Source organism: Flavobacterium arcticum (assembly GCF_003344925.1).
Lineage (GTDB): Bacteria > Bacteroidota > Bacteroidia > Flavobacteriales > Flavobacteriaceae > Flavobacterium > Flavobacterium arcticum.
Genome location: NZ_CP031188.1, coordinates 2,755,871 through 2,778,913, shown reverse-complemented (window position 1 = coordinate 2,778,913; position 23,043 = coordinate 2,755,871). Strand labels below are relative to the sequence as shown.

Below are 23,043 nucleotides of genomic sequence, written 5' to 3'. Positions count from 1 at the left end.
ATAAGTGTACTAAAGTTGTAAAATGTTACAACTGTTTTTTATAAATCTTTATCAGAATAATAATTTACTAGTAATCCCACAAACTTACTGTAGGTTTCCAGTCCGTCTTTTTGATGATTTAGCTTAAGGTAATTATCATAAAAGTATTTAAAGAAAGTTTCTATGAATGATTGATATTGCTCTCTAAAATGGTCACTTTCTTCAAAATTTAGTAGCACCCCTTTATTAATGAGAGGTAAAAGGCTTTCCATTTTATCCTCATCAATTTTCTTGATACTACGTAGGCAGTATTTTAATGCAAACGAATAGCCCGAATATTGAAAATAAATATCTTTATTTTTTATTGAGGTCATAAAACCTATAAAATTAGCTTCACTCTCTGAAGCATACCCTAGCTGATGCGACATTTCGTGGCAAGATGTTGTGGGTAGGTTATATAAAGGTAAGTTATAGTTTACTTGAGCCTCGTTAGTAAAAGGATTTAAATAACCCCCAAACCCCATATAGGATAAAGGTGTACTTATTAAAGATGATTTAAGGCTCTCTCTTTTAAAATTGAAATAAGAAAACTGTTTTGAGAGTTCTTTATATCCGTTGGGTGATAATGTATATATCTCTTCAACAGAGTAGGGAGTTACAACTTTTAAGCTATCATTATGCATTATTTGTAGCTGTAAAGCATTAGTCTTATCGATAAGTTTTTTTGTAAAAGAAATTAATTCTTCGGGTGTATATTTCTTGTCAATACCCATTTTTTCGTTTAATGGCACTCTATGATAATTTACAGCCCATAAAAAATAGAATAAAAAATAAAATATAGATAGGCCACTACCTACGGTAAGTAAGTTAACTTTCCATTGTTTGCGCCATGTTTTTCGTTTGCGCCATAGCCAACGTATTATCATAATAATAACAATACCATATATAATATCGCCTATAGAGAACCCGAAAATACCAAATATGGCTCTCGATGTAGCAGCGATATAAGGGTAGAGCCCGTTACTATAATACTTTTCTACAAAATCAGGGAATAAAGAGAGAATGTTTACAATTATAATCTGTGCTATAAAAAACAGCGTTAGTATTTTCTTTTTCTTCATCGGATAAATCAATAGTGATTGTAAATATAAGTAGTATTTTTGTATTGAAACTTTATAGTTTATGTCTGATTTTCGACTAAAAGTATTTTATACGGTAGCCAAAAGGCTAAATTTTACTAAAGCTGCCGCAGAGCTGTTTATAACTCAACCAGCGGTAACAAAGCACATACATGAATTAGAGAAACAGTTTGGAGTAAAATTATTCGAAAGAAACGGATCTAGAATATCACTTACTCCCGCAGGAGAGCTTTTACTGCAACACGCTACCAAAATATTTGCTGCCTATCGTGATATGGATTATGAGATGGCTTCGTTATCTCATAGATATAGTGGAATGTTTCGAATAGGAGCGAGTACTACTATTGCACAATATGTATTACCAAGTATTTTGGCACAGTTTAATAAACGCTATGCTGATATACGTTTAGAAATGGGAATTAGTAATACAGAACAGGTTGAGCAAGCTTTGGCAGCTGACACTATTGATTTAGGAGTAATAGAAGGACATACTAAGAATAATTTATTTAAATATACTCGTTTTATAAAAGATGAACTCGTTTTGGTAGTTAAGGCAGGACACCCTTTAGTCCGAAAACAGGCTATTACAATTAATGAGTTAGTAAAACAGCCCTTATTGCTTCGGGAACCAGGGTCGGGTACGCTAGAAGTATTATCGCATGCGCTAAAACCAAAGGGAATAAGTCTTTCTGATCTGAATATAGAAATGCAGTTAGGCAGTACAGAGAGTATGAAGCTATATATACAAAATGCTGATGTAGCGGCTTTTTTATCTGTTCATTCTATTTTTCATGAACTACAACAAAATCGTTTTTCTATTATTGATGTTAATGGACTAAGTATCGAGCGTTATTTTTATTTTATTCAAAAAAAAGGACAGGAAGGAGGTCTTTCAGAATTATTTGCCGATTTTGCATTTAGCTATAACTTCAGGTAATCGGTAATAGGAATAAATGATTTAATAGCGCACGTATTTATTAGGAAATTTGCGTAGTAAAATAATTAATAATTATAACTATGCAAATAATTAATAAAAATGAAAAGTTAGCGAAAATACTTTTTATTGTTCTAGTGTTTTTATGTCTCACATCTTTTGTATCACCACCTTTGGCGTTGATTTTAGGGGTTTTAGTAGCGTGGTTTATAGGGCATCCTTTTCTAGAATATAACGGTAAAGCAATCCATTTTTTACTAAAGGCATCTGTGGTAGGGTTAGGGTTTGGAATGAACGCCACATCAGCAATAAAAGCAGGAAAAGAAGGGATTATTTTTACTATTATTTCTATAATTAGTACAATGGTTTTTGGTTTTCTGTTAGGCAAATTATTAAAAGTAGAAAAGAAGACTTCTTATCTCATCTCATCGGGAACTGCTATTTGTGGCGGAAGTGCTATAGCAGCTATATCTCCAGTAATAAAAGCTAAAGAACATCAAATATCTGTAGCGCTGGGTGTGGTATTTATTTTAAACGCTATAGCATTATTAGTTTTTCCTGTTATTGGGCATTGGTTGCAACTCTCCCAACAGCAATTTGGGCTCTGGTGTGCTATAGCTATACACGACACCAGTTCGGTAGTAGGAGCATCAGGTAGTTATGGAGATGAAGCATTACAAGTAGCCACTACAGTAAAACTTGCCCGTGCGCTTTGGATTATACCATTGGCATTCCTTTCTACATTTCTATTTAAGAACCGTGATACTAAAGTAAAGATTCCTTATTTTATTGGGCTTTTTGTACTAGCTATGATTACAAATACTTATATTCCCGTTATACAGTTAGTAAGCCCTTATTTAGTAGTGACTGCTAAAGCAGGATTAACACTTACTTTATTTCTTATAGGTTGTAGTTTATCATTAAAAGTGATAAAAACAGTAGGGGTTAAGCCATTAATACAGGGTTTGTTATTATGGATATTTATTTCCTGTATTGCATTATGGGTGGTTTCCTGTATTATTTAAACTTTAATCTTTACTTTGTCACGTTATTGCATACTCTTACCTTTGTTTCGCAATAAAAAAATAAACTAATGAACGAAGCGATTAGAAACCTTGAGCCAAAAGCACTTTGGAATAAATTTGCCGATCTTAATGCAGTACCACGACCTTCTAAAAAAGAAGAGCGTGTAATAGCCTTTATGAAAGATTTTGGCGAAAAATTAAGCCTACCTGTAGTAATAGACGAAGTAGGTAATGTTATTATTAAAAAACCTGCTACCCAAGGTATGGAAGACAGGAAAATGATAGTAATGCAAAGTCACCTTGATATGGTGCATCAAAAAAACTCGGCTACCGACTTTGATTTTGATACACAAGGTATCGAAATGTATGTAGATGGCGACTGGGTACGTGCTAATGGGACTACGCTAGGTGCAGATAACGGACTAGGTGTTGCAACTATTATGGCAATACTAGAAAGTACAGATATTAAACACCCTGCAATAGAAGCGCTATTTACCATAGATGAAGAAACAGGAATGACGGGTGCTATGGGGCTTAAAGGCGGATTGCTTGAAGGCGAAATTCTTTTAAACCTAGATACAGAAGAAGATGATGAAATTGATATAGGTTGTGCTGGTGGCGTAGATGTAACTGCAACACGTGAGTATAATGAAGAAGAAGTTCCTGAAAACTCTATAGGTTATACCATAACTATAAAAGGACTTAATGGAGGGCACTCGGGGATGGATATTGACAAAGGCTTAGGTAATGCCAATAAAATAATGAACCGTTTATTATTTGACGGTTTTGAAAATTTCGGATTACAAATAGCTGAAATTAATGGTGGTAGCCTTCGTAATGCTATCCCTCGTGAGAGCTTTGCAAAAGTTATTATTTCAGAGATATTTGATGAGGCTTTTGTCTTTGATATGCAAGAAACTGTAGAAGATATCAAGGAAGAGTTTAGTACTATGGAACCTAACCTAGAGGTTGTTATAGAGAAAACAGATTTACCTGCTAAAGTTATGGAGCTTGGCGTTCAAGAAGGGCTTGTACGTGCTTTATATACTGCACATAATGGTGTATACCGCATGAGTGCTGATATGGAAGACCTAGTAGAAACATCAAACAATATTGCAAAAGTTACAGTAAAAGAAGGTAAAATACACGTGGGTTGTTTAACACGTTCTTCTGTTGAAACTTCTAAATTTGATTTAGCCAATGCTTTACGCTCGGCATTTGAGTTGATAGGTTGCGAGGTTACTTTATCAGGTTCATACCCTGGCTGGACACCTAACGTAAACTCTGAAATACTAGACGTGCTTACGGCCATATACGAGAAACAAAATGGTGAAAAACCTGCTGTGGTTGCTTGTCATGCTGGTTTAGAGTGTGGATTATTAGGTACACATTACCCAGATATGGATATGATATCTTTTGGACCAACCATAAAAGGAGCGCATAGTCCTGACGAGAGAGCAAGTATATCTTCTGCTCAAAAATACTGGAAATTTGTATTAGAGATATTAGAGAATATTCCTGCTAAGAACTAAAATTAGTAATGATATATTATAAAGGCAGCCACACTAAAATGTATTGAAGTGTGGCTGTTTTTTTATTGTATATCAATGTTGTATTTATCTAATAACCCTGTAATAGCAGGCAAAGAGAATTTAGCTTTTTTAATACGGTTTATTTCGGGGTCTATAGAATAATTAATAGCTGTACGAAAATCTGATTTCTCTAAATTAGTATTCCCAAAAACAGCTTGTACAAGATTACTACCATCAAATACTGCGTTATTTAATGTAGCTTCGGTAAAATCTACTTCTTTAAGATTACAGTTTATAAACTGGGTGTTTTTTAGCTTTAAGCCATAAAAAGAAGCAAGGTCTAAAACACAATCATCAAAAGCGAAAGAGAGTAAAAATGTATCACAATTACTAAAGTTTACCCCTAGCATTTTACATTTTTTGAAAGTTACTTCTCTAAAAGAAGTATGCCCAGTCTGCGCCATACTAAGGTTACAATTTTCGAAATGACATTCATTGAATTGTATTTGATTAATATCTGCATTCGAAAAATCGCAATTTATAAAGGTACAATTTTCATATTCTGCTCTTTCAAGTTTTTGGGTAGTATAATCTATTTTGGCAAATGTTTCGTCTGCTATTATTTCCACAAGTTTTATTTTTATACCGCCAAGATATAAAACTATTACTGTCTAGCCATAGTAAACTTTTGTGAATTAGGCTTTCCATTTTTTATGCCTGATATCTCTGCGACTAACGAGTCGTTAGTCACGTTGTTATATATTATTTTAGTAGGGAAGTCATGTTCAGGATTTTCAAAAATAATTTGATTGTTAGTTATAGAAGTCATTTCAAATCTTACAGGTTTATTATTATTTTGCCCTGATACATTTACAATATAGGTTAGTTTTCCGTTTACTTCTTCTAGTGCTATATGTTCGGCAAAAACAGTATCATTTTCAATTATAAAAAAGCTTTGCCCATTATAAACAGAGTCATTTGTTTTTTGCCAATTCTCTATTAGAGTACCTTGATTAGATGTAGCGCCCCAATTACCAATTAGCCAACTTACTTTTTTTATTTGCTTATAAGTTTTAGCAGATGCATCTTCTTTTTTGTTTTTGCAAGCTATAGTACTGCATAATATAGCAGCACATAAAAGTATTTTTGTTTTCATGATTAGATGTTTTTTATACTGCAAAGATGGGAGATGAGGTAATTATAAAATTGTAAAAAAACGTCATTACTCATCAAAGCTAAAATGTTTTACCATTTCTAGATTTTCAGAGAAATATTTTTTTGGGTTTAATCCTGTGAAATCTTTAAAGTCCTTAATAAAATGTGCCTGATCATAAAAGCCACCTTCATAGGCTACTGTTGTAAAACTTTTAAAGGTTTTACTTTCTATTAATTGAAGTACATGCTGAAATCGTACTATGCGCGCTAATAATTTTGGCGAAATGCCTACGGCTGCTATAAACCGTCTTTCTAGTTGTCGTTTACTAATACTCAGTTCTACTGATAAGCTTTCGATAGTTATAGCTCCTATTGTTTTTAGTATGCTATTAACGCAGTGTTCTACAGGAGTGTTATCAATTTTTAAAATCTGTTTTTTGTTTATCAAGAAGTTTTCTAGCGTTTTAATTCGTTCTTTGTGCGTAGCACAATATAGCATCTCGATTGCTAGTATTTCTCCTCCCTGTTCCCAAACCTCACTAACGGTTAAGGTACTGTCAGTAAAACTATCTACATTAAAATTAATAAAAGGTTGTAACCCTGCTGGGTGAAAACGAGCACTAAAAATACCGATTTTGCCAGTAGCCTGTAACTCAAAATATGTTTTTAACTGCCCGTGAATAAAATTGTAAGGTTGTAAATGAAATTCGCCATTGGTCTCATATTTTTTGAATCTGTCACCATAGTTGAAAATAAGCTCTATACAACCATCGGGAAAAATACGCTCACGTTCATGCGAAGCATCATTATCTTTGGTTTCAAGACTCCAATAAAGTTTTACTTGCTTAGCGAGTTCTTTACAGGGCATATAGGTTTTGTATTCCATGTAACAATATTACACAAAATACAAATAGTCTACTTCTAAAATGTTTCTAGTGCCATATCGTTATTAATAACAGCCCCTGCCTTCATGCCCGAAGCTACTGCTGTTGCTACCGAACGCATAGGTGTAGTACAATCGCCTGCAGCATACAATCCTTCTGCACCGGTATGGTGCATTTCATCCACGTTAATAAAGCCAGTATCATTAAGTAAATTCATTTTTTCGGTAATGTCGCAATGCTGTTTAAATTCAGGGCGAGCATACATTACAGGGAAGTTGTGGCTAGTCCCATCACTAAATACAACACACTCTAGTTGTCCTTGTTTGTGTATCAATTGCGCTACAGTACTTTCTATAATTGATATATTATTGTTTTTTAGTTTTGTTAATTGCTCATCATTAAATTCAGCTTTTCCATTGGTTAAAATCGTCATATCTTTTGTCCATTGCTGTAATAACATCGAATAATGATAGGCTACATCGCCATTGGCTAGTATAGCTGTTTTTTGTCCCTTTACTTCATAACCATGACAATAAGGGCAATGTATTACTGATATTCCCCAACATTCTGAAAATCCATCAATATTTGGCATTATGTCATATACTCCTGTAGCAAATAATATTTTTTTCGATTGATAAGCATTATTGTTTTCAGTAGTAATTATAAAACCATTCTCAATTCGTTTAACGTCAATGGCTTTATCATTAACAAACTGTACTGTAGGATATTTTAAAACCTGATCTTTTGCTTTTTTGGCAATAGCAGCAGGTGTTTCGCCATCATGAGTTATAAAGTTGTGCGAATGTGGTGTTTTCCTGTTGCATGGTTTACCACTATCTATTATTAGAGTTTTTCGAGATGCACGCCCTAATGCCATTGCTGCTGATAACCCTGCATAGCTGCCACCAACTATTATTACTTCATATTTATTTTCCATAGACTTATTGCTTAATTTTTATTAGATTAGATGCTGAATAGTTAGGCAAATATAAATAAAATTAGTATTATTGCAATACAATTGCATTAGTGAAATGAAAAGAAGATCGACGCCCGCAAAAAAAGCTGTAATAGAATTGCTTAAATCATCAGGTACAGCACTAAGTCAAGAAATGATAGAAGCTCAGATTACTGAGAAAATGGATAGGGTTACTATATACCGTGTGCTTAATAGTTTTTGTGAAGATGGTATTACCCACCGTATATTATCTGATGAAGGTAAATATTATTTTGCGTTATGTTTAGACTGTAAAGAAGATAGCCATAACCACGAACATTTCCATTTTAGATGTGTTGAATGCCAAAAAGTAGAGTGTTTGCCACAGCCCGTTATTGTAAATTTACCAAAAGGATATGTACAAGAAAATACTACAGGTTGGGTTACGGGTTATTGCAATAATTGCAACTAAAAAGGCAACAGTATTTTGGTATTGATTTTTTACGTAATTTTGCACGGCTAAAAAATAGGATAGAAACAGTATGTTAGATAGATTACAATATATAAAGCAGCGTTTTGATGAGGTATCCGACCTTATAATTCAACCAGATATTATATCTGACCAGAAACGCTATGTGCAGTTAAATAAAGAGTATAAAGACCTAAAAGCATTAGTAGAAAAGCGTGATGAGTATGTAGCGCTTACTGATAATATAAAAGAGGCAAACGAAATTATAGCTGATGGTAGGGATGCAGAAATGACCGAAATGGCAAAAATGCAACTCGAAGAAGCAAAAGATAGACTACCAAAACTTGAAGAAGAAATCAAGTTTATGTTGATACCTAAAGATCCTGAAGACGCTAAAAATGTAATGGTAGAGATACGTGCCGGAGCTGGTGGCGACGAAGCTAGTATATTTGCAGGCGATTTGTTCAGGATGTACACTAAATACTGCGAGGGAAGAGGTTGGAGAACTAGTGTAGTTGATATGAACGAAGGTACATCGGGTGGTTTTAAAGAGGTTATTTTTGATGTTACTGGAGAAGATGTATATGGCACACTAAAGTTTGAAGCAGGCGTACACCGTGTACAACGTGTACCACAAACCGAAACACAAGGGCGTGTGCATACATCGGCAGCGACTGTTATGGTATTGCCAGAAGCAGAAGATTTTGATGTACAAATTGATATGAACGATGTTCGTGTCGATTTCTTCTGTTCATCAGGACCTGGAGGACAATCCGTAAATACTACTAAATCGGCGGTACGTTTAACACACGTTCCTACAGGATTAGTAGCACAGTGTCAAGACCAGAAGTCGCAACATAAAAATAAAGATAAAGCATTACAAGTACTACGTTCTCGACTGTATGAGATGGAACTTGCTAAAAAGCAAGAAGCAGATGCTGCCAAGCGTACATCTCAGGTGAGTAGTGGTGACCGTTCGGCTAAAATCCGTACGTATAACTACCCACAAGGACGTGTTACTGAACACAGAATAGGATTAACATTATATGACCTTGATGGTGTTATGAATGGTAATATTCAAAAAATTGTTGAGGAGTTGCAACTCGTAAACAATACAGAGAAACTAAAAGAAAGCGAAGTTTTCTAAAAATATAAAAAATCCCGCCAATTGGCGGGATTTTTTATAACACTTATGTTATGTTTCGAAATACAACACACATTGTTTACTTTTGCAAAATATAAATAACTACAATATTAGCATGACAACAGAACAACTATATAATCAAATACAACAAAAAAAATCTTTCTTGTGTATAGGGCTTGATACCGATATGGAGCGCATACCAAAGCACTTGCTGGCAACGGAAGACCCTATATTTGAATTTAATAAAGCTATTATAGATGCTACCCACGATTTGGCTGTGTCTTATAAGCCTAATACTGCCTTTTATGAAGCCCACGGGTTGAAAGGTTGGCATTCTTTAGAAAAAACAATTGACTACTTAAATCAAAAGCACCCCGAAGTATTTACCATTGCCGATGCTAAGCGTGGCGATATTGGGAATACATCGGCTATGTATGCTAAGGCATTTTTACAGGATATGAATTTCGATTCGGTGACGGTTGCGCCATATATGGGGAAAGATAGTGTATCGCCTTTTTTAGCGGTAAAAGATAAGTTTACCATATTGCTTGCCTTAACGTCGAATGAAGGAGCTTTCGATTTTCAGATACAAAAAACAGATGATGACGAATTGTACAAAACAGTACTAAAAACATCGCAAACATGGGAGAATAGCGAAAACCTTATGTATGTAGTTGGGGCTACCAAAGCAGAATATTTTAAAGAAATAAGAAAAATAGTACCCGATAATTTTTTACTTGTACCTGGTGTTGGCGCACAAGGAGGAAGCCTGCAAGAGGTTTGTAAATATGGTATGAACGATAAGGTAGGACTTTTAATAAACTCATCACGTGGTATTATTTATGCTTCTAACAAAGAGGGTTTTGCCGAGAAAGCACGCGAAGAGGCTTTAAAAATACAAGAACAAATGGCACAGTTACTTTCGTAATTTTACTTTGTAATTATTATCATGAAAACATATACCGACCAAATAGGTAATACTATAACACTTGATGCTGTGCCACAACGTATTGTATCATTAGTGCCGTCGCAAACAGAGTTGTTATTTGATCTTGGTTTAGAGGACAGGATTGTAGGAGTCACAAAATTTTGTGTACATCCATATCATCTTAAATCGACTAAAAAAATAATAGGAGGGACTAAAAAAGTACATATTGAAAAAATAAAGTTGCTAAAGCCTGATATTATTATTGCTAATAAGGAAGAGAATACCGAAGAAATAGTAACAGCATTACAAGAGATAGCACCTGTATGGGTTAGTAATATTATAACAATACAGGATAACCTTGATATGATTACTCAACTTGGGCAACTATTTGCTGTGCGTACTCAAGCGCAACAGTGGATTGATAAAATAAACTTTGCATTAGCTGACTTTAAAATTTTTATGCAAGATAGAGAGGTGCAAAAAGCAGCTTATTTTATTTGGAAAAACCCTTATATGGCAGCAGGAGGCGATAACTTCATAAATGAAATGCTAAAGCTAAATAACTTTACTAATATTTATGAAGATAGGGGTAGGTACCCTGAGATTATTATTCAAAAGATACGTATACAGGGTGACCCAGATGTAGTATTCCTTTCGTCAGAACCATATCCTTTTAAAGAAGAGGATGCTTTTGAAATAGGGCGATTTACGCACCATGCTAAAACGGTGTTTGTAGATGGTGAAATGTTTTCTTGGTATGGTAGCCGTATGGTAAAAGCTTTTCCGTATTTCAAGCAACTACAGCAAAGGTTAGAATAGGTTACAATTTATATCAATTCAATATATTGCTTATAAGGCTCAATGTTTTCATAGTTTATTCTACTCAATAATACATTCAAGTTTATATACTATCACGATAGTATGGAGAGATTTTGAAGTATTAATGGATTGTTTGTAGATGTCTATTAATGTGTTTTACTCTTGTTAAAATTTTAAATATCAGTCTTTTATATGAGTTTTTTAGTCGGTTAAAAGTGTTTGTTGTTTTAATAACATCCCTTAATAAAAAAATGTTAAAATAAAACCTTATTTAGATTTGTTAAAAATAAAAAAACAGTTTAGATTTGCACGAAATTAAAAAACAGGGATGAAATTTAAATTAATAGCGACTTTTGTTTTAGTCTTGGTAGTAAATTTTTGTTCATACGCACAGATAGATTCACTACAATTAGAGCAGTTGAAACAAGAAGTTAAAAAAGAACTTCGTGAAGAGTTAAAGCAAGAATTAATTGATGATAATAAAACACTTATTAACTGGAGTAATTTTACATTAAGTGGTTATGGTGTAGTAAATTACTATAATTACACAAAATATGATACTGACCCTAGTATAAGAGATAAATTTGATGCTGAGCGTTTAAATTTATACTTAGGCTATATTTTTAATGACAAGATATCATTTAAATCAGAGATAGAGTTTGAGCATGGCGGTACGGGTTCTACTATAGCGCTAGATAATCAAGAAGAGTTTGGGGAATATGAGCAAGAAGTAGAAGCTGGTGGAGATGTGAAGATAGAGCAGATTCATATTGACTTCAAGATTAAGCCATATTTTAATGCAAAAGTTGGTAGAATGAAATTACACTTCAACTTAGCACAAAACCTTGATAGACCTATATACTATTTTACTACGCACCGTCAAGAGATGGAAAATGAAATACTACCATTAGGTTGGTATGAAGTAGGAGTACAGTTTTACGGGACTTTTGCAAAAAGATTTAAATATGAACTATCAGTAACTAATGGTCTTGACGCATCAGGTTTTAGCTCAAGAGGATGGATAAAAAATGGTTATCAAACTCGTTTTGATATGGTGAATGGTAACTCTATAGCACTTACAGGACGACTAGATTATAAGTTTGGTACACATAAAAATACATTTGTAGGGCTTTCGGCTTATATTAATGATGCAGCAGCCAACCGACCTAAACCAGATATGGAAGAGAGTGCTTATGTTACCATGTTTGAAGGGCATATAACTTATAACGAAGATAATTTACGATTTAACTCGGTAGTACTTTGGGGTAATTTAGAAAACTCTAATATCGTTTCTCGAAAAAATGCTACACTTTCTAACAATCTTGGAGTAAAACGTACGCCAGTAGGTAAAAATGTACTTGGTTTTTCATTTGAGGGTGGGTATGAAGTATTACACTTTATAAAACCTAACGCCACACAAAAAGTATATCCGTTTGTACGTTATGACTATTATGATACAATGTATGAAGTAGAGGGTAGTGTTGTAAAAAAACCACGCTGGGAACGTAGTGCAGTAATGGGAGGTTTCAACTGGTTTGTAACACCAGGAATAGTATTTAAAGCACATTACCAGAACCGTACATTGGGTTCTGATCAAATAGATCCTGTTACCTCATTAAACACAGGTGAAAAACAAAAAGAGAACACTTTCTCTGCGGGAATAGGTTTCTCATTTTAAGATTTAAAATTAATTAACACTATATATAATTCATATTATGAAAAAAAGAATATTCAGCCTTAGTCTTTTAGCAATGGCATCTACAACATTTATTGGTTGTAGTAATAACGATGATTCAGCAGATACTAATACTAATGGAGTACTTTATACAGAGGTTTTAACAGACTTAACAACAGATGTAATTACAGCAACATACAATGATCTTAATGAAAAAGCACTAGCATTAAGAACAGCTGTAAGCACACTTTCTACTGAGACTACTGAAGAAAATTTTAATGCTGCAAGAACAGCATGGAGTGCTACACGTGCACCATGGGAAGAGTCAGAGGGGTTTCTTTATGGTCCTGTAGATACAGGAGGTATAGACCCAGCAATGGATACATGGCCTGTAGATGTTAGCTCTATGAACGCTATACTTAATAGTGGTCAGCCTATAACACCAGAAGTTATTGCAACTAATAATGAAGCAAGAGGTTTTCACCTTATTGAGTTTTTATTATGGGGTGAAAACGGTGATAAAACAGTTGAGCAAATGACAGAGAGACAATTAGAGTATCTTGTAGCTGCTGCAGCCGACTTGCAAAGTAATACCCAAACATTATATGATGGATGGAAAGCAGATGGTGGTAACTTTGGATCAAACTTTATCAATGCAGGTGTAAGTAGTAACCTTTACCCTTCACAAAAAGCAGCACTTGAAGAAGTTATAGAAGGAATTATTATAATATCTGATGAGGTAGCTAATGGTAAAATTGAAGACCCTTTAAACTCTGAAGGTGGTACACCAAATGCTCAGTTTGAAGAGTCTCGTTTTAGTAATAACTCAAAACTTGATTTTGCAAACAACATCCGTAGTATTCAAAACATATATATGGGCGATTTTAATGGTGTAGATGGAGCAGGTCTTACAGATATTGTTGCACTTACTAACCCTACACTTGATGCTGATATTAAAGCAAAAATAACGGCTGCAATAACAGCGATAGAAAATATACCTGGTACTTTTACTGATGCTATTTATAATAATAGAGAATCGGTATCTGTAGCGCAGCAAAGAGTAAGTGAACTTTTAGCCGTACTTCAGGGTAACCTTAAGCCCTATGTTAATAGCCTGTAGTTTATAAAATATACGTTTATAAAAACCGAAGAATATCCTTACTTGTAAGGGTATTCTTCTTTTCATTTTCTATACATGATTAAAAAAATTCTTTTCCCGATTTTAATTTTAGGTTTTGTATCCTGTCAAAATGATGATACATCTAGTTATACTGAGGTAGTAGACTTATCTGAAAGGCTTTATGCTGGTGGCGAAACTACACTTTTTAGTGTAACCAGTAATGCTTATAGAACACCTGCACCAAACCTTACTAGTACTGATCTTGAAATGCACCTTTTAGGCGATGTAGATTTTGAATCTGTTTTTGTAACAGCTCCTTCTACTATCAATCAAGGGCTAGGGCCAATATTTAATAGTTCGTCTTGTATATCATGTCATCCGCGCGATGGTAGAGCAGCTTTTCCTGATATGCTTAATAACAGGAGTGGTTTATTGTTACGCTCTAGTATAGCAGGTATGGATGAACATGGCGGACCTAACCCTGTACCGGGATTTGGAGGACAAATACAAAATCAAGCGATATTTGGTTACATGCCCGAAGCAAGCTATAATGTAGCTTTTACCGAAGTTATAGAAACTTTTGATGATGGTACAGTTGTAGCATTACGCAAACCTGAATTTTCACTATTTGATACTTATATACCTGTACCTGCTGGTACAATGCTTTCGGCAAGAATAGGTTCACCTGTTTTTGGGTTAGGATTACTAGAGGCTATACCTGAAGCTGATATAGTAGCAATGCAAGATATAGCCGATGCTAATGGCGATGGTATATCTGGTAAAGCAAACTATGTTTGGGATAAGTTTATGCAACAAACAGTATTAGGACGTTTTGGCTGGAAAGCTAATACAGGAACTATAAGAACTCAATGTGCTACTGCTTATGTAGAAGATATGGGTATAACTAATGTAGTACATAATACAGAAACAGGCGAAGGGCAATCTAATGGTAGCGATGGTTTTGGCGATGACCCTGAACTATCTTCAGATATATTAGACCAAGTAGTTTTATATTGCCAAACGCTTGCCGTGCCTGCACCAAGAGGCATAGATAATGTACAGGTAAAACAAGGTGCTGCTATTTTTGAACGTATTGGTTGTGCATCATGCCATACACCGCGTCAAAAAACAGGATATAGTCCTATTTCGGCTATTTCGTTCCAAACATTTTATCCTTATACAGATATGCTTGTGCATGATATGGGAGAAGGACTTGCAGATAATAGACCTGATTATATGGCTGATGGTAGAGAATGGAAAACCCGACCTTTATGGGGTATAGGGCTTACTGAGCTTGTAAATGGGCATACAAATTTCTTACACGATGGTAGGGCACGCAATCTTACCGAAGCCATATTATGGCATGGAGGTGAGGCAGAAAATACTCAAAAAGCCTTTAAAAAGTTGAAAAAATCTGATAGAGAAGCGCTACTAGCATTCCTTGGTTCGCTATAGTAACTATACTGATTTACAGATAATAAAAATGCCGATATAATACTATATCGGCATTTTTCTAACTAACTCTAACTAACTTTTGAGAAAACTCATCTATTTGAGTGCAAAATAAACGATTAATTTCCGCATATTTGTTAAGTGTGTGTTATTTATATGTTATTGATAATGAGTTTTTAAGCGCATTAATCTTGCAAAGCAAATACTTTTTTAAGTAACGTAGATGTTCTCTCGTTAATATTAGTACGTATATCCTTTTCTTCTACCGCTATCATAGTAAAAACACCTTCTAATGCTTTGTTGGTAACATAATCAGTAAGGTCTGGGTTTACTTTTTCTACAAAAGGGACTGCATTATATTTAGCTATTATATTACTCCATATTTTATCAGCTCCTACTTTGTCAAAAGACGATTTTATAACAGGATTAAATTTAGTATATAATTGTGATGATGTTGTACTTTGTAGGTAATTTGTCGCTGAATTATCAGCACCCATAAGTATATTTTTAGCATCATTAAAAGTCATATTTTTAACAGCCGATACAAATATTGGTGTAGCTTCTTTTACAGCATCTTCGGCAGCACGATTCATTACTTTTAATCCCTCATCAGCAAGTTTACTTAACCCTATTTTACGTAAAGTTTTATCTACCTGTTGCAATTCATCTGGCAATAGTATTTTTACCATTTGGTTTTTATAAAAACCATCAGTTTTAGTAAGTTTAGCTACTTGTTTGTCAATACCTTTATCAAGAGCTTCTTTAAGCCCCGATGCGATATCGGCATTACTCAGAATTCCTGATGCTTGTGGTAGTTGAGAGGCTACTTGTTGTAATTCGGCACAGCTCGAAAGGGTAAATGATATGGCTATTATAGCTCCAAATATTTTCTTCATAAATAAATGCTTTTGTTTAATCCTGTAAAGCAAATACTTTTTTTAACAAATCGGAAGTTCTAGACGATAAATTTGTCCTTATATCCTTTTCTTCTACTGCTATCATGGTAAAAACACCTTCTAGAGCTTTATTGGTAACATAGTCAGTAAGGTCTGGGTTTACATCACTAACAAAAGGTAAACTGTTATATTTTGTTATAATAGTTTCCCAAACGGTATTAGCACCTACTTTTTCTAACGATTCATTTACTACAGGACTAAATTTTGTATATAGTGGTTGAGTTGTTGTTTTTTCGAGGTATAGTGTTGCCGAGTTATCTTCACCTACTAATATATTTTTAGCATCGTTAAAACTCATATTAGTTATAGCATCTACAAATATTGGTGTAGCCTCTTTTACAGCTTCTTCGGCAGCACGGTTCAGTACCTTTATACCTTCATCGGCAAGATCGTTCATACCCATTTTTCTAAGAGTTTTATCTACTTTTTGCAGCTCTTCGGGTAGCAGTATTTTTACAGCTTCATTTTTATAAAAACCATCTTCAGCCGTTAGTTTGGTAACTTGCTCTGTTACCCCTTTATTAAGTGCTTCTTTAAGTCCAGATGCAATGTCTGTATTACTAAGTGAGTTATCTCCTGTTACACTACTCACCTTATCTTTTGCTTTGTTAAGTAGGTCTTTAAATTGAGCATTAGCATTTGTATATAAGGTAGTTACTAATAATAAAGTGAATACTATTTTTCTCATTGTCTTTTATTTTTCATAAATTTAAACAAAAACTGTTCCAATAGAGTGTTATTATCATTGTATAAGTATAAACAATGCTTTTTTGTATAAATAAATACTATTGAAAATTATATTTGTGTAATTAAAATCTATAAACCATATAACTATGAAACATAATAAACTTACAACCGCCTCAGGAAGACCTTATACAGAGAATGAAGATTCGAAAACTGTAGGACCTCGCGGACCTATATTACTAGAAGATTATATACTACACGAAAAAATGGCTCATTTTAATAGAGAGCGTATTCCTGAAAGGGTAGTACATGCTAAAGGCTCTGCGGCATTTGGTACTTTTACAGTTACACATGATATTACTAAATATACCAAAGCTAAATTATTTTCGGAAGTTGGAAAACAGACAAATACATTGCTTCGTTTTTCTACTGTAGGGGGCGAAAAAGGTTCTGCTGATACGGAGCGTGACCCTCGTGGTTTTGCACTGAAATTTTATACCGAAGATGGCAATTGGGATTTGGTAGGAAATAATACTCCAGTATTTTTTATAAAAGATCCTAAAAAGTTTGGCGACTTTATACATACCCAAAAACGCGACCCGCAAACCAATATGAAATCGCCTACTATGATGTGGGACTACTGGTCGCTTAACCCCGAAAGTTTACATCAGGTATTAATTTTAATGAGCGATAGAGGTACACCCTATGGGCATAGACACATGAATGGTTATGGTAGCCATACTTTTTCGTTCATGAATAAAAATGATGAGCGCTTTTATGTAAAATTCCATTTTAAAACAGCACAAGGAATTAAAAATTTTACCGATGAAGAGGCTACAGCAATGAAAGGTAAAGATCCTGATTTTTCGCAACGTGATCTTTTTGAAAATATAGAGCAAGGCAATTACCCTAAATGGAATTTAAAAATACAGGTAATGCCCGAAGCAGAAGCAAAAACGTATCATCTTAACCCGTTTGACTTGACTAAAGTATGGCCACATAAAGATTATCCGCTTATAGATGTTGGGGTACTAGAGCTAAATCGTAACCCCGATAATTATTTTCAGGATGTAGAGCAGGCTGCTTTTGCTCCTGCACACGTGGTAGATGGTGTGGGGTACTCACCAGATAAGATGTTGCAAGGTAGGTTATTGTCTTACCCAGATGCACATCGTTATAGATTAGGAGCGAATTATGAGCAAATACCTGTAAACCGCTGTCCTTTTGCTGTGAATAATTACCAGAGAGATGGAGCTATGCGAATTGATGGTAACGGAGGTAGTAAACCAAATTACTTCCCGAATAGCTTTGATGATATAAAAATAGATGAAAGCTATAAAGAACCTGCACAGGAGTTGGAGAGCAGTATAGCCGACTGGTATGATCGCAATGCAGAAAATGAGAATGACCACTATACACAACCAGGAAACCTTTTCCGATTGATGACAGATGAGGCTAAAGCCAATACTATACACAATATTGTTGGAGCTATGAGTGGGATAAACGGTGTTAAAAAAGAAGAAATAATCAATAGGCAACTCTGCCACTGGTTTAGAGCTGATGTTAACCTAGGTATGGCAATAGCCAAAGGATTAGGTATTAATGTAGATATGGATATGATGAGATAATAAAAACATTTCACAAATAACAAATAAGCCTCTGTAATGCAGAGGCTTATTTACATAATAAAAATATCATTACATTTAAGAATTGACTACCTTGCTTAGTATTGAAACCATCTTCAAATGAAAATATTAGAACTGGAATTGCTTACGGATACTATTACTGGAACAGAATCTTTTTATAGAGAGGTTCTAGGGCTGGAACCATATATGAAAGAAGGTAAATCAGTACTTTTTTACCAAATAGGCTATACCAAGCTGATTTTTAAAAAATCTGAAAATGTAAAACCCGTATATCATTTTGCTATAGATATTCCTAATAATCGATTTGATGAAGGGCATGACTTTATGAAAAAGAAAGTCGATATTATACCCGTGCCAGGCGGAAGCAATATTGCCGATTTTAGGAATTGGCATGCGCGATCTTTCTATTTTTATGATAATAATGGTAATATACTAGAGTTCATTACTCGCTATGATAATAATGTATTATCTAGTACAGCTTTTAGTAATGAATCTTATATTTCGATAAGCGAAATAGGTTTGGTTACTCAAAAAGTTCCTGAGTTTGCCGATAGTATTACCGCAAAGTTTGGAGTACCTATTTTTCATAGACAGCCTCGTGCAGAACAATTTACTGTTTTGGGCAATGATGAGGGACTTTTTATTTTAGTTGAAAATGAGCGCGAATGGTACCCTGTAACAATAAAAGCCCATTCTTATCATACTCGTGTATTGTTTATGAATAGCGGAGTTGTGCATCAGTTTGTTATGTAAATAAAATCAACTTTTAATTTATTATATTTGATATGTATATCAAATACGTTTCACATCATGCGAATTATTAAAATTATTTTAGTTTTTGTTTTATTGTCGTCAGTATTTACAGGTGTGTTATACTACTTTGTTTATAATAACCTAAACGATGCTCTTTTTGTAGGGGTATTCACTGTAGTTTTATCTTATATAGCTCCAGAGCTTAGAAAGATAATTAAAGAACGAAAAGCAAAAGCAGTACAATAAGTTAGCTTTTTTACCATATACATTTTTATACCTCTAATTTGCTTTGAATTTTTTAATAATTCCGTAAATTGCGTGCTTAAAATTGAATATATTTCAACAATGGAACAAGCACAACCTTATACTCCCAAAAATAAAGTAAGAATAGTTACAGCAGCCTCATTATTTGATGGTCACGATGCTGCAATAAATATTATGCGTCGTATTATTCAATCGACAGGTGTAGAGGTTATACACCTTGGGCACGACCGTAGTGTAGAAGAAGTGGTAAATACTGCTATACAAGAAGATGCTAATGCTATAGCCATGACATCTTACCAAGGTGGGCACAACGAATATTTTAAGTATATGCACGACCTTTTAAAAGAAAAAGGAGCAGGACATATAAAAATATTTGGTGGTGGTGGCGGTGTTATTTTGCCTGAAGAGATAAAAGAGTTGCACGAATATGGTATTACCCGTATTTATTCGCCAGATGATGGTCGTGAGCTTGGACTTCAAGGGATGATAAACGATTTAGTACAACAAGCCGATTACCCTATTGGCGATAAGCTAACCGATGAAGCAAATCATCTTGAAGATAAAGTACCTACAGCTATTGCAAGAGTTATCTCGGCAGCAGAGAATTTCCCTGAAATAGCTAAAGAAACGCTTGATGCTATCCATAAGAAAAACGAAACTTCAAAAATACCAGTACTAGGTATAACAGGTACAGGTGGTGCAGGTAAATCATCTTTAGTAGATGAGTTGGTACGTCGTTTCCTTATTGATTTCCCAGAGAAAACAATTGGTCTTATATCTGTAGACCCTTCTAAGCGTAAAACAGGTGGTGCTTTACTGGGCGACCGCATCAGGATGAATGCCATAAATAACCCGAGGGTATATATGCGTTCGCTTGCTACAAGGCAAAGTAACTTAGCACTTTCTAAATATGTAGCCGAAGCTATACAAGTGCTTAAAGCTGCAAAATATGATATTATAATTCTTGAAACATCAGGTATTGGTCAATCTGATACCGAGATATTAGAGCACTCTGATGTGTCGTTATATGTAATGACACCAGAATTTGGTGCTGCTACACAGTTGGAAAAAATTGACATGCTTGATTTTGCTGACCTTGTTGCCATTAATAAGTTTGACAAACGTGGTTCGCTAGATGCGCTTCGTGATGTTAAAAAACAATACCAACGTAATCATAACCTGTGGCATGACGACCCAGATACTTTACCTGTATTTGGTACGATTGCTTCGCAGTTTAACGACCCAGGGATGAATACGCTGTACAAAAAGATAATGGATAAAGTAGCGGAAAGAACAGAAGCCGACTTAAAGTCAACTTTTGAAATTACCCGCGAAATGAGCGAGAAAATATTTGTGATTCCGCCAAGCCGTACACGTTATCTAAGCGAAATAGCAGAGAATAACCGTAAGTATGATGAGGTAGCCTTATCTCAGCAAGAGGTGGCACAAAAACTATACGGTATATATAAAACCATAGAGTCGGTTACAGGTAAAATACCACAACTTACTAAGTTTGGTATAGAAGAATCTTCTTTCGCAATGAGCCAAGCCGAAGGGCAAGACGGTAAGCAGGAATTATCGTCACTTTTACTAAAAGAGTTCGACCGTGTAAAAATGGATCTTGACCCTTACAATTGGGAAATTATTTTGACTTGGGATGAAAAAGTAAACAAATATAAAAATCCTGTTTATACCTTTAAAGTAAGAAATAAAGAAATAAAAATACAAACGCATACCGAGTCGCTTTCGCACTCACAAATACCGAAAATTGCCTTACCAAAGTATCAGGCTTGGGGCGATATATTACGTTGGTGTTTACAAGAAAATGTACCGGGAGAATTCCCATTTACATCAGGATTATATCCGTTTAAACGAGAGGGCGAAGACCCTACACGTATGTTTGCAGGAGAGGGAGGTCCCGAGCGTACCAACAGACGTTTTCACTATGTAAGCTTAGGTATGCCTGCAAAACGTTTATCTACAGCATTTGATAGTGTTACACTTTATGGTAATGACCCAGATTTCCGTCCAGATATTTATGGTAAAATTGGTAATGCAGGTGTTTCTATCTGCTGTTTGGATGATGCTAAAAAATTATATTCAGGTTTCAACCTAGCAGATGCTATGACATCGGTGAGTATGACTATTAATGGTCCTGCACCAATGTTGTTAGGTTTCTTTATGAATGCAGCTATCGACCAGCAATGTGAGCTTTACATTAAAGAACACGGACTGGAAGCAGAAGTTGAAGCAAAAATCAAAAAAATATATGCTGATAAAGGCGTAGCACGTCCGCGTTATAATGGCGAATTGCCAAAAGGTAACGATGGTTTAGGGTTAATGTTACTAGGTGCTACTGGAGATATGGTACTACCTGCTGATGTATATAATGAAATAAAAATACGTACCCTAAGCCAAGTGCGTGGTACAGTGCAAGCCGATATATTAAAAGAAGACCAAGCACAAAACACTTGTATTTTCTCTACGGAGTTTGCACTTCGATTAATGGGCGATGTACAGGAATATTTTATTACTAATAATGTAAGGAACTTCTACTCGGTTTCTATATCAGGATACCACATTGCCGAGGCGGGTGCTAATCCTATTACACAGTTAGCGTTTACGCTTGCTAATGGCTTTACATACGTGGAATACTACCTAAGCCGTGGCATGAACATTAACGATTTTGGTCCTAACCTGTCGTTCTTCTTTAGTAATGGTATCGACCCTGAATATGCAGTAATAGGTCGTGTGGCTCGTAAAATATGGGCTAAAGCACTTAAAAATAAATACGGCGCTAACGAGCGTGCACAGATGTTGAAGTATCACATTCAAACATCAGGACGTTCGCTACACGCACAAGAAATTGACTTTAACGACATTCGTACTACGCTACAGGCATTATATGCTATTTATGATAATTGTAACTCGCTACATACCAACGCATATGATGAAGCGATTACTACACCCACAGAGGAGAGTGTGCGTAGAGCAATGGCAATTCAGCTAATCATAAACAAAGAGCTAGGACTTGCTAAAAACGAAAACCCAATACAAGGTTCGTTTATTATAGAAGAACTTACTGACCTTGTAGAAGCAGCCGTATTAACAGAGTTTGACCGTATTACAGAGCGTGGTGGAGTACTTGGTGCTATGGAAACCATGTACCAACGTAGTAAAATACAGGAAGAAAGCTTGTATTATGAAACCTTGAAACATACTGGTGAGTTCCCTATTATTGGGGTAAATACTTTCTTGAGTAGTAAAGGTTCGCCTACGGTTGTACCATTAGAGGTTATCCGTGCAACAGAGGAAGAAAAACAATTTCAGATTGAGACACTAAATACGCTACATAGTGCGCATGCCGAAAAGGTAAAAGAAACCCTTGCCGTAATACAAGAAACGGCTATTAAAAATGAAAATATCTTTGAAAAGCTTATGGAAGCTACCAAAGTAAGCTCATTAGGTCAAATTACTGCTGCATTATTTGAAGTAGGCGGGCAGTACAGGAGAAATATGTAATTTCGATTTTTTGAAAATTTGATTATAAG

General features: G+C 34.9%; 21 protein-coding genes. 14 read left to right on the top strand and 7 right to left on the bottom strand.

Annotated elements, in window-relative coordinates; all coding sequences use genetic code 11:
• Window positions 1-38 precede the first annotated feature (38 nt).
• Window positions 39-1,100 carry a DUF3810 domain-containing protein gene (locus DVK85_RS12565; protein ID WP_114678777.1) on the bottom strand — a complete coding sequence of 354 codons (1,062 nt, stop codon included), beginning with the start codon at window positions 1,098-1,100 and terminating at the stop codon, window positions 39-41.
• 61 nt (window positions 1,101-1,161) lie between these two features.
• On the opposite strand from DVK85_RS12565, the gene DVK85_RS12560 reads away from it, so the two are divergent.
• From DVK85_RS12560 to DVK85_RS12550, 3 genes are all read left to right on the top strand, one after another.
• Window positions 1,162-2,055, top strand: coding sequence for a LysR family transcriptional regulator (locus DVK85_RS12560; RefSeq protein WP_114678776.1), 894 nt, complete (start codon window positions 1,162-1,164; stop codon window positions 2,053-2,055).
• 80 nt (window positions 2,056-2,135) lie between these two features.
• Complete coding sequence (locus DVK85_RS12555) at window positions 2,136-3,077, top strand: YeiH family protein (RefSeq protein ID WP_114678775.1); 942 nt, start codon at window positions 2,136-2,138, stop codon at window positions 3,075-3,077.
• 68 nt (window positions 3,078-3,145) lie between these two features.
• Window positions 3,146-4,609, top strand: coding sequence for an aminoacyl-histidine dipeptidase (locus DVK85_RS12550; RefSeq protein WP_114678774.1), 1,464 nt, complete (start codon window positions 3,146-3,148; stop codon window positions 4,607-4,609).
• Window positions 4,610-4,671: 62 nt separating this feature from the next.
• Here DVK85_RS12550 and DVK85_RS12545 read toward each other — a convergent pair whose 3' ends face one another.
• The 4 genes from DVK85_RS12545 to DVK85_RS12530 form a co-directional block, all read right to left on the bottom strand.
• Window positions 4,672-5,238, bottom strand: coding sequence for a pentapeptide repeat-containing protein (locus DVK85_RS12545; RefSeq protein WP_205431405.1), 567 nt, complete (start codon window positions 5,236-5,238; stop codon window positions 4,672-4,674).
• A gap of 35 nt (window positions 5,239-5,273) precedes the next feature.
• Complete coding sequence (locus DVK85_RS12540; protein ID WP_114678772.1) at window positions 5,274-5,765, bottom strand: DUF6265 family protein; 492 nt, start codon at window positions 5,763-5,765, stop codon at window positions 5,274-5,276.
• A 66-nt stretch (window positions 5,766-5,831) separates the two neighbouring features.
• The gene (locus DVK85_RS12535; protein WP_114678771.1) at window positions 5,832-6,650 is read right to left on the bottom strand and encodes an AraC family transcriptional regulator; all 819 of its coding nucleotides are present in this window, start codon (window positions 6,648-6,650) and stop codon (window positions 5,832-5,834) included.
• Between the two features lie 35 nt (window positions 6,651-6,685).
• Window positions 6,686-7,585: an NAD(P)/FAD-dependent oxidoreductase gene (locus DVK85_RS12530; protein ID WP_114678770.1), complete on the bottom strand. Its 900-nt coding sequence runs from the start codon at window positions 7,583-7,585 to the stop codon at window positions 6,686-6,688.
• Between the two features lie 94 nt (window positions 7,586-7,679).
• On the opposite strand from DVK85_RS12530, the gene DVK85_RS12525 reads away from it, so the two are divergent.
• The 7 genes from DVK85_RS12525 (at window position 7,680) to DVK85_RS12495 (ending at window position 15,192) form a co-directional block, all read left to right on the top strand.
• The gene (locus DVK85_RS12525; RefSeq protein ID WP_114678769.1) at window positions 7,680-8,054 is read left to right on the top strand and encodes a Fur family transcriptional regulator; all 375 of its coding nucleotides are present in this window, start codon (window positions 7,680-7,682) and stop codon (window positions 8,052-8,054) included.
• A 70-nt stretch (window positions 8,055-8,124) separates the two neighbouring features.
• Window positions 8,125-9,198: a peptide chain release factor 1 gene (gene prfA / locus DVK85_RS12520; RefSeq protein ID WP_114678768.1), complete on the top strand. Its 1,074-nt coding sequence runs from the start codon at window positions 8,125-8,127 to the stop codon at window positions 9,196-9,198.
• A gap of 112 nt (window positions 9,199-9,310) precedes the next feature.
• A complete protein-coding gene (pyrF, locus tag DVK85_RS12515) occupies window positions 9,311-10,123 on the top strand; it encodes an orotidine-5'-phosphate decarboxylase (protein WP_114678767.1) in 813 nt (270 codons plus the stop codon).
• 21 nt (window positions 10,124-10,144) lie between these two features.
• Entirely contained in the window at window positions 10,145-10,942 is a 798-nt protein-coding gene (locus tag DVK85_RS12510) for an ABC transporter substrate-binding protein (protein WP_114678766.1), read from the top strand.
• A gap of 328 nt (window positions 10,943-11,270) precedes the next feature.
• Window positions 11,271-12,620 (top strand): autotransporter outer membrane beta-barrel domain-containing protein, encoded by a 1,350-nt coding sequence (locus DVK85_RS12505; RefSeq protein ID WP_114678765.1) that lies wholly within the window; start codon window positions 11,271-11,273, stop codon window positions 12,618-12,620.
• Window positions 12,621-12,657: 37 nt separating this feature from the next.
• Window positions 12,658-13,737, top strand: coding sequence for an imelysin family protein (locus tag DVK85_RS12500; protein WP_114678764.1), 1,080 nt, complete (start codon window positions 12,658-12,660; stop codon window positions 13,735-13,737).
• A gap of 75 nt (window positions 13,738-13,812) precedes the next feature.
• Window positions 13,813-15,192, top strand: a complete 1,380-nt coding sequence (locus tag DVK85_RS12495; RefSeq protein ID WP_114678763.1) for a di-heme oxidoreductase family protein — start codon at window positions 13,813-13,815, stop codon at window positions 15,190-15,192.
• Window positions 15,193-15,374: 182 nt separating this feature from the next.
• On the opposite strand, the gene DVK85_RS12490 is transcribed toward DVK85_RS12495, so the two are convergent.
• Both DVK85_RS12490 and DVK85_RS12485 read right to left on the bottom strand, forming a co-directional pair.
• Window positions 15,375-16,085, bottom strand: a complete 711-nt coding sequence (locus DVK85_RS12490) for a DUF4197 domain-containing protein (RefSeq protein ID WP_114678762.1) — start codon at window positions 16,083-16,085, stop codon at window positions 15,375-15,377.
• Between the two features lie 16 nt (window positions 16,086-16,101).
• Entirely contained in the window at window positions 16,102-16,833 is a 732-nt protein-coding gene (locus tag DVK85_RS12485) for a DUF4197 domain-containing protein (RefSeq protein ID WP_114678761.1), read from the bottom strand.
• A 145-nt stretch (window positions 16,834-16,978) separates the two neighbouring features.
• On the opposite strand from DVK85_RS12485, the gene DVK85_RS12480 reads away from it, so the two are divergent.
• From DVK85_RS12480 to DVK85_RS12465, 4 genes are all read left to right on the top strand, one after another.
• On the top strand, window positions 16,979-18,457 hold the full coding sequence (locus DVK85_RS12480) for a catalase (RefSeq protein WP_114678760.1): 1,479 nt from the start codon (window positions 16,979-16,981) through the stop codon (window positions 18,455-18,457).
• Window positions 18,458-18,574: 117 nt separating this feature from the next.
• On the top strand, window positions 18,575-19,228 hold the full coding sequence (locus DVK85_RS12475; protein ID WP_114678759.1) for a VOC family protein: 654 nt from the start codon (window positions 18,575-18,577) through the stop codon (window positions 19,226-19,228).
• Window positions 19,229-19,285: 57 nt separating this feature from the next.
• Window positions 19,286-19,474 carry a hypothetical protein gene (locus DVK85_RS12470; protein ID WP_114678758.1) on the top strand — a complete coding sequence of 63 codons (189 nt, stop codon included), beginning with the start codon at window positions 19,286-19,288 and terminating at the stop codon, window positions 19,472-19,474.
• A gap of 99 nt (window positions 19,475-19,573) precedes the next feature.
• A complete protein-coding gene (locus tag DVK85_RS12465; RefSeq protein WP_114678757.1) occupies window positions 19,574-23,014 on the top strand; it encodes a methylmalonyl-CoA mutase family protein in 3,441 nt (1,146 codons plus the stop codon).
• Window positions 23,015-23,043 lie beyond the last annotated feature (29 nt).

What these genes read in the sequence shown, in the direction of transcription:
- DVK85_RS12465 (WP_114678757.1), top strand. Translation starts at nt 19,574, where the DNA reads ATGGAACAAGCACAACCTTATACTCCCAAAAATAAAGTAAGAATAGTT.
- DVK85_RS12485 (WP_114678761.1), bottom strand. Translation starts at nt 16,833, where the DNA reads ATGAGAAAAATAGTATTCACTTTATTATTAGTAACTACCTTATATACA.
- DVK85_RS12505 (WP_114678765.1), top strand. Translation starts at nt 11,271, where the DNA reads ATGAAATTTAAATTAATAGCGACTTTTGTTTTAGTCTTGGTAGTAAAT.
- DVK85_RS12480 (WP_114678760.1), top strand. Translation starts at nt 16,979, where the DNA reads ATGAAACATAATAAACTTACAACCGCCTCAGGAAGACCTTATACAGAG.
- DVK85_RS12470 (WP_114678758.1), top strand. Translation starts at nt 19,286, where the DNA reads ATGCGAATTATTAAAATTATTTTAGTTTTTGTTTTATTGTCGTCAGTA.
- DVK85_RS12560 (WP_114678776.1), top strand. Translation starts at nt 1,162, where the DNA reads ATGTCTGATTTTCGACTAAAAGTATTTTATACGGTAGCCAAAAGGCTA.
- prfA (WP_114678768.1), top strand. Translation starts at nt 8,125, where the DNA reads ATGTTAGATAGATTACAATATATAAAGCAGCGTTTTGATGAGGTATCC.
- DVK85_RS12555 (WP_114678775.1), top strand. Translation starts at nt 2,136, where the DNA reads ATGCAAATAATTAATAAAAATGAAAAGTTAGCGAAAATACTTTTTATT.
- DVK85_RS12525 (WP_114678769.1), top strand. Translation starts at nt 7,680, where the DNA reads ATGAAAAGAAGATCGACGCCCGCAAAAAAAGCTGTAATAGAATTGCTT.
- pyrF (WP_114678767.1), top strand. Translation starts at nt 9,311, where the DNA reads ATGACAACAGAACAACTATATAATCAAATACAACAAAAAAAATCTTTC.
- DVK85_RS12500 (WP_114678764.1), top strand. Translation starts at nt 12,658, where the DNA reads ATGAAAAAAAGAATATTCAGCCTTAGTCTTTTAGCAATGGCATCTACA.
- DVK85_RS12495 (WP_114678763.1), top strand. Translation starts at nt 13,813, where the DNA reads ATGATTAAAAAAATTCTTTTCCCGATTTTAATTTTAGGTTTTGTATCC.
- DVK85_RS12535 (WP_114678771.1), bottom strand. Translation starts at nt 6,650, where the DNA reads ATGGAATACAAAACCTATATGCCCTGTAAAGAACTCGCTAAGCAAGTA.
- DVK85_RS12510 (WP_114678766.1), top strand. Translation starts at nt 10,145, where the DNA reads ATGAAAACATATACCGACCAAATAGGTAATACTATAACACTTGATGCT.
- DVK85_RS12550 (WP_114678774.1), top strand. Translation starts at nt 3,146, where the DNA reads ATGAACGAAGCGATTAGAAACCTTGAGCCAAAAGCACTTTGGAATAAA.
- DVK85_RS12540 (WP_114678772.1), bottom strand. Translation starts at nt 5,765, where the DNA reads ATGAAAACAAAAATACTTTTATGTGCTGCTATATTATGCAGTACTATA.
- DVK85_RS12530 (WP_114678770.1), bottom strand. Translation starts at nt 7,585, where the DNA reads ATGGAAAATAAATATGAAGTAATAATAGTTGGTGGCAGCTATGCAGGG.
- DVK85_RS12565 (WP_114678777.1), bottom strand. Translation starts at nt 1,100, where the DNA reads ATGAAGAAAAAGAAAATACTAACGCTGTTTTTTATAGCACAGATTATA.
- DVK85_RS12475 (WP_114678759.1), top strand. Translation starts at nt 18,575, where the DNA reads ATGAAAATATTAGAACTGGAATTGCTTACGGATACTATTACTGGAACA.
- DVK85_RS12490 (WP_114678762.1), bottom strand. Translation starts at nt 16,085, where the DNA reads ATGAAGAAAATATTTGGAGCTATAATAGCCATATCATTTACCCTTTCG.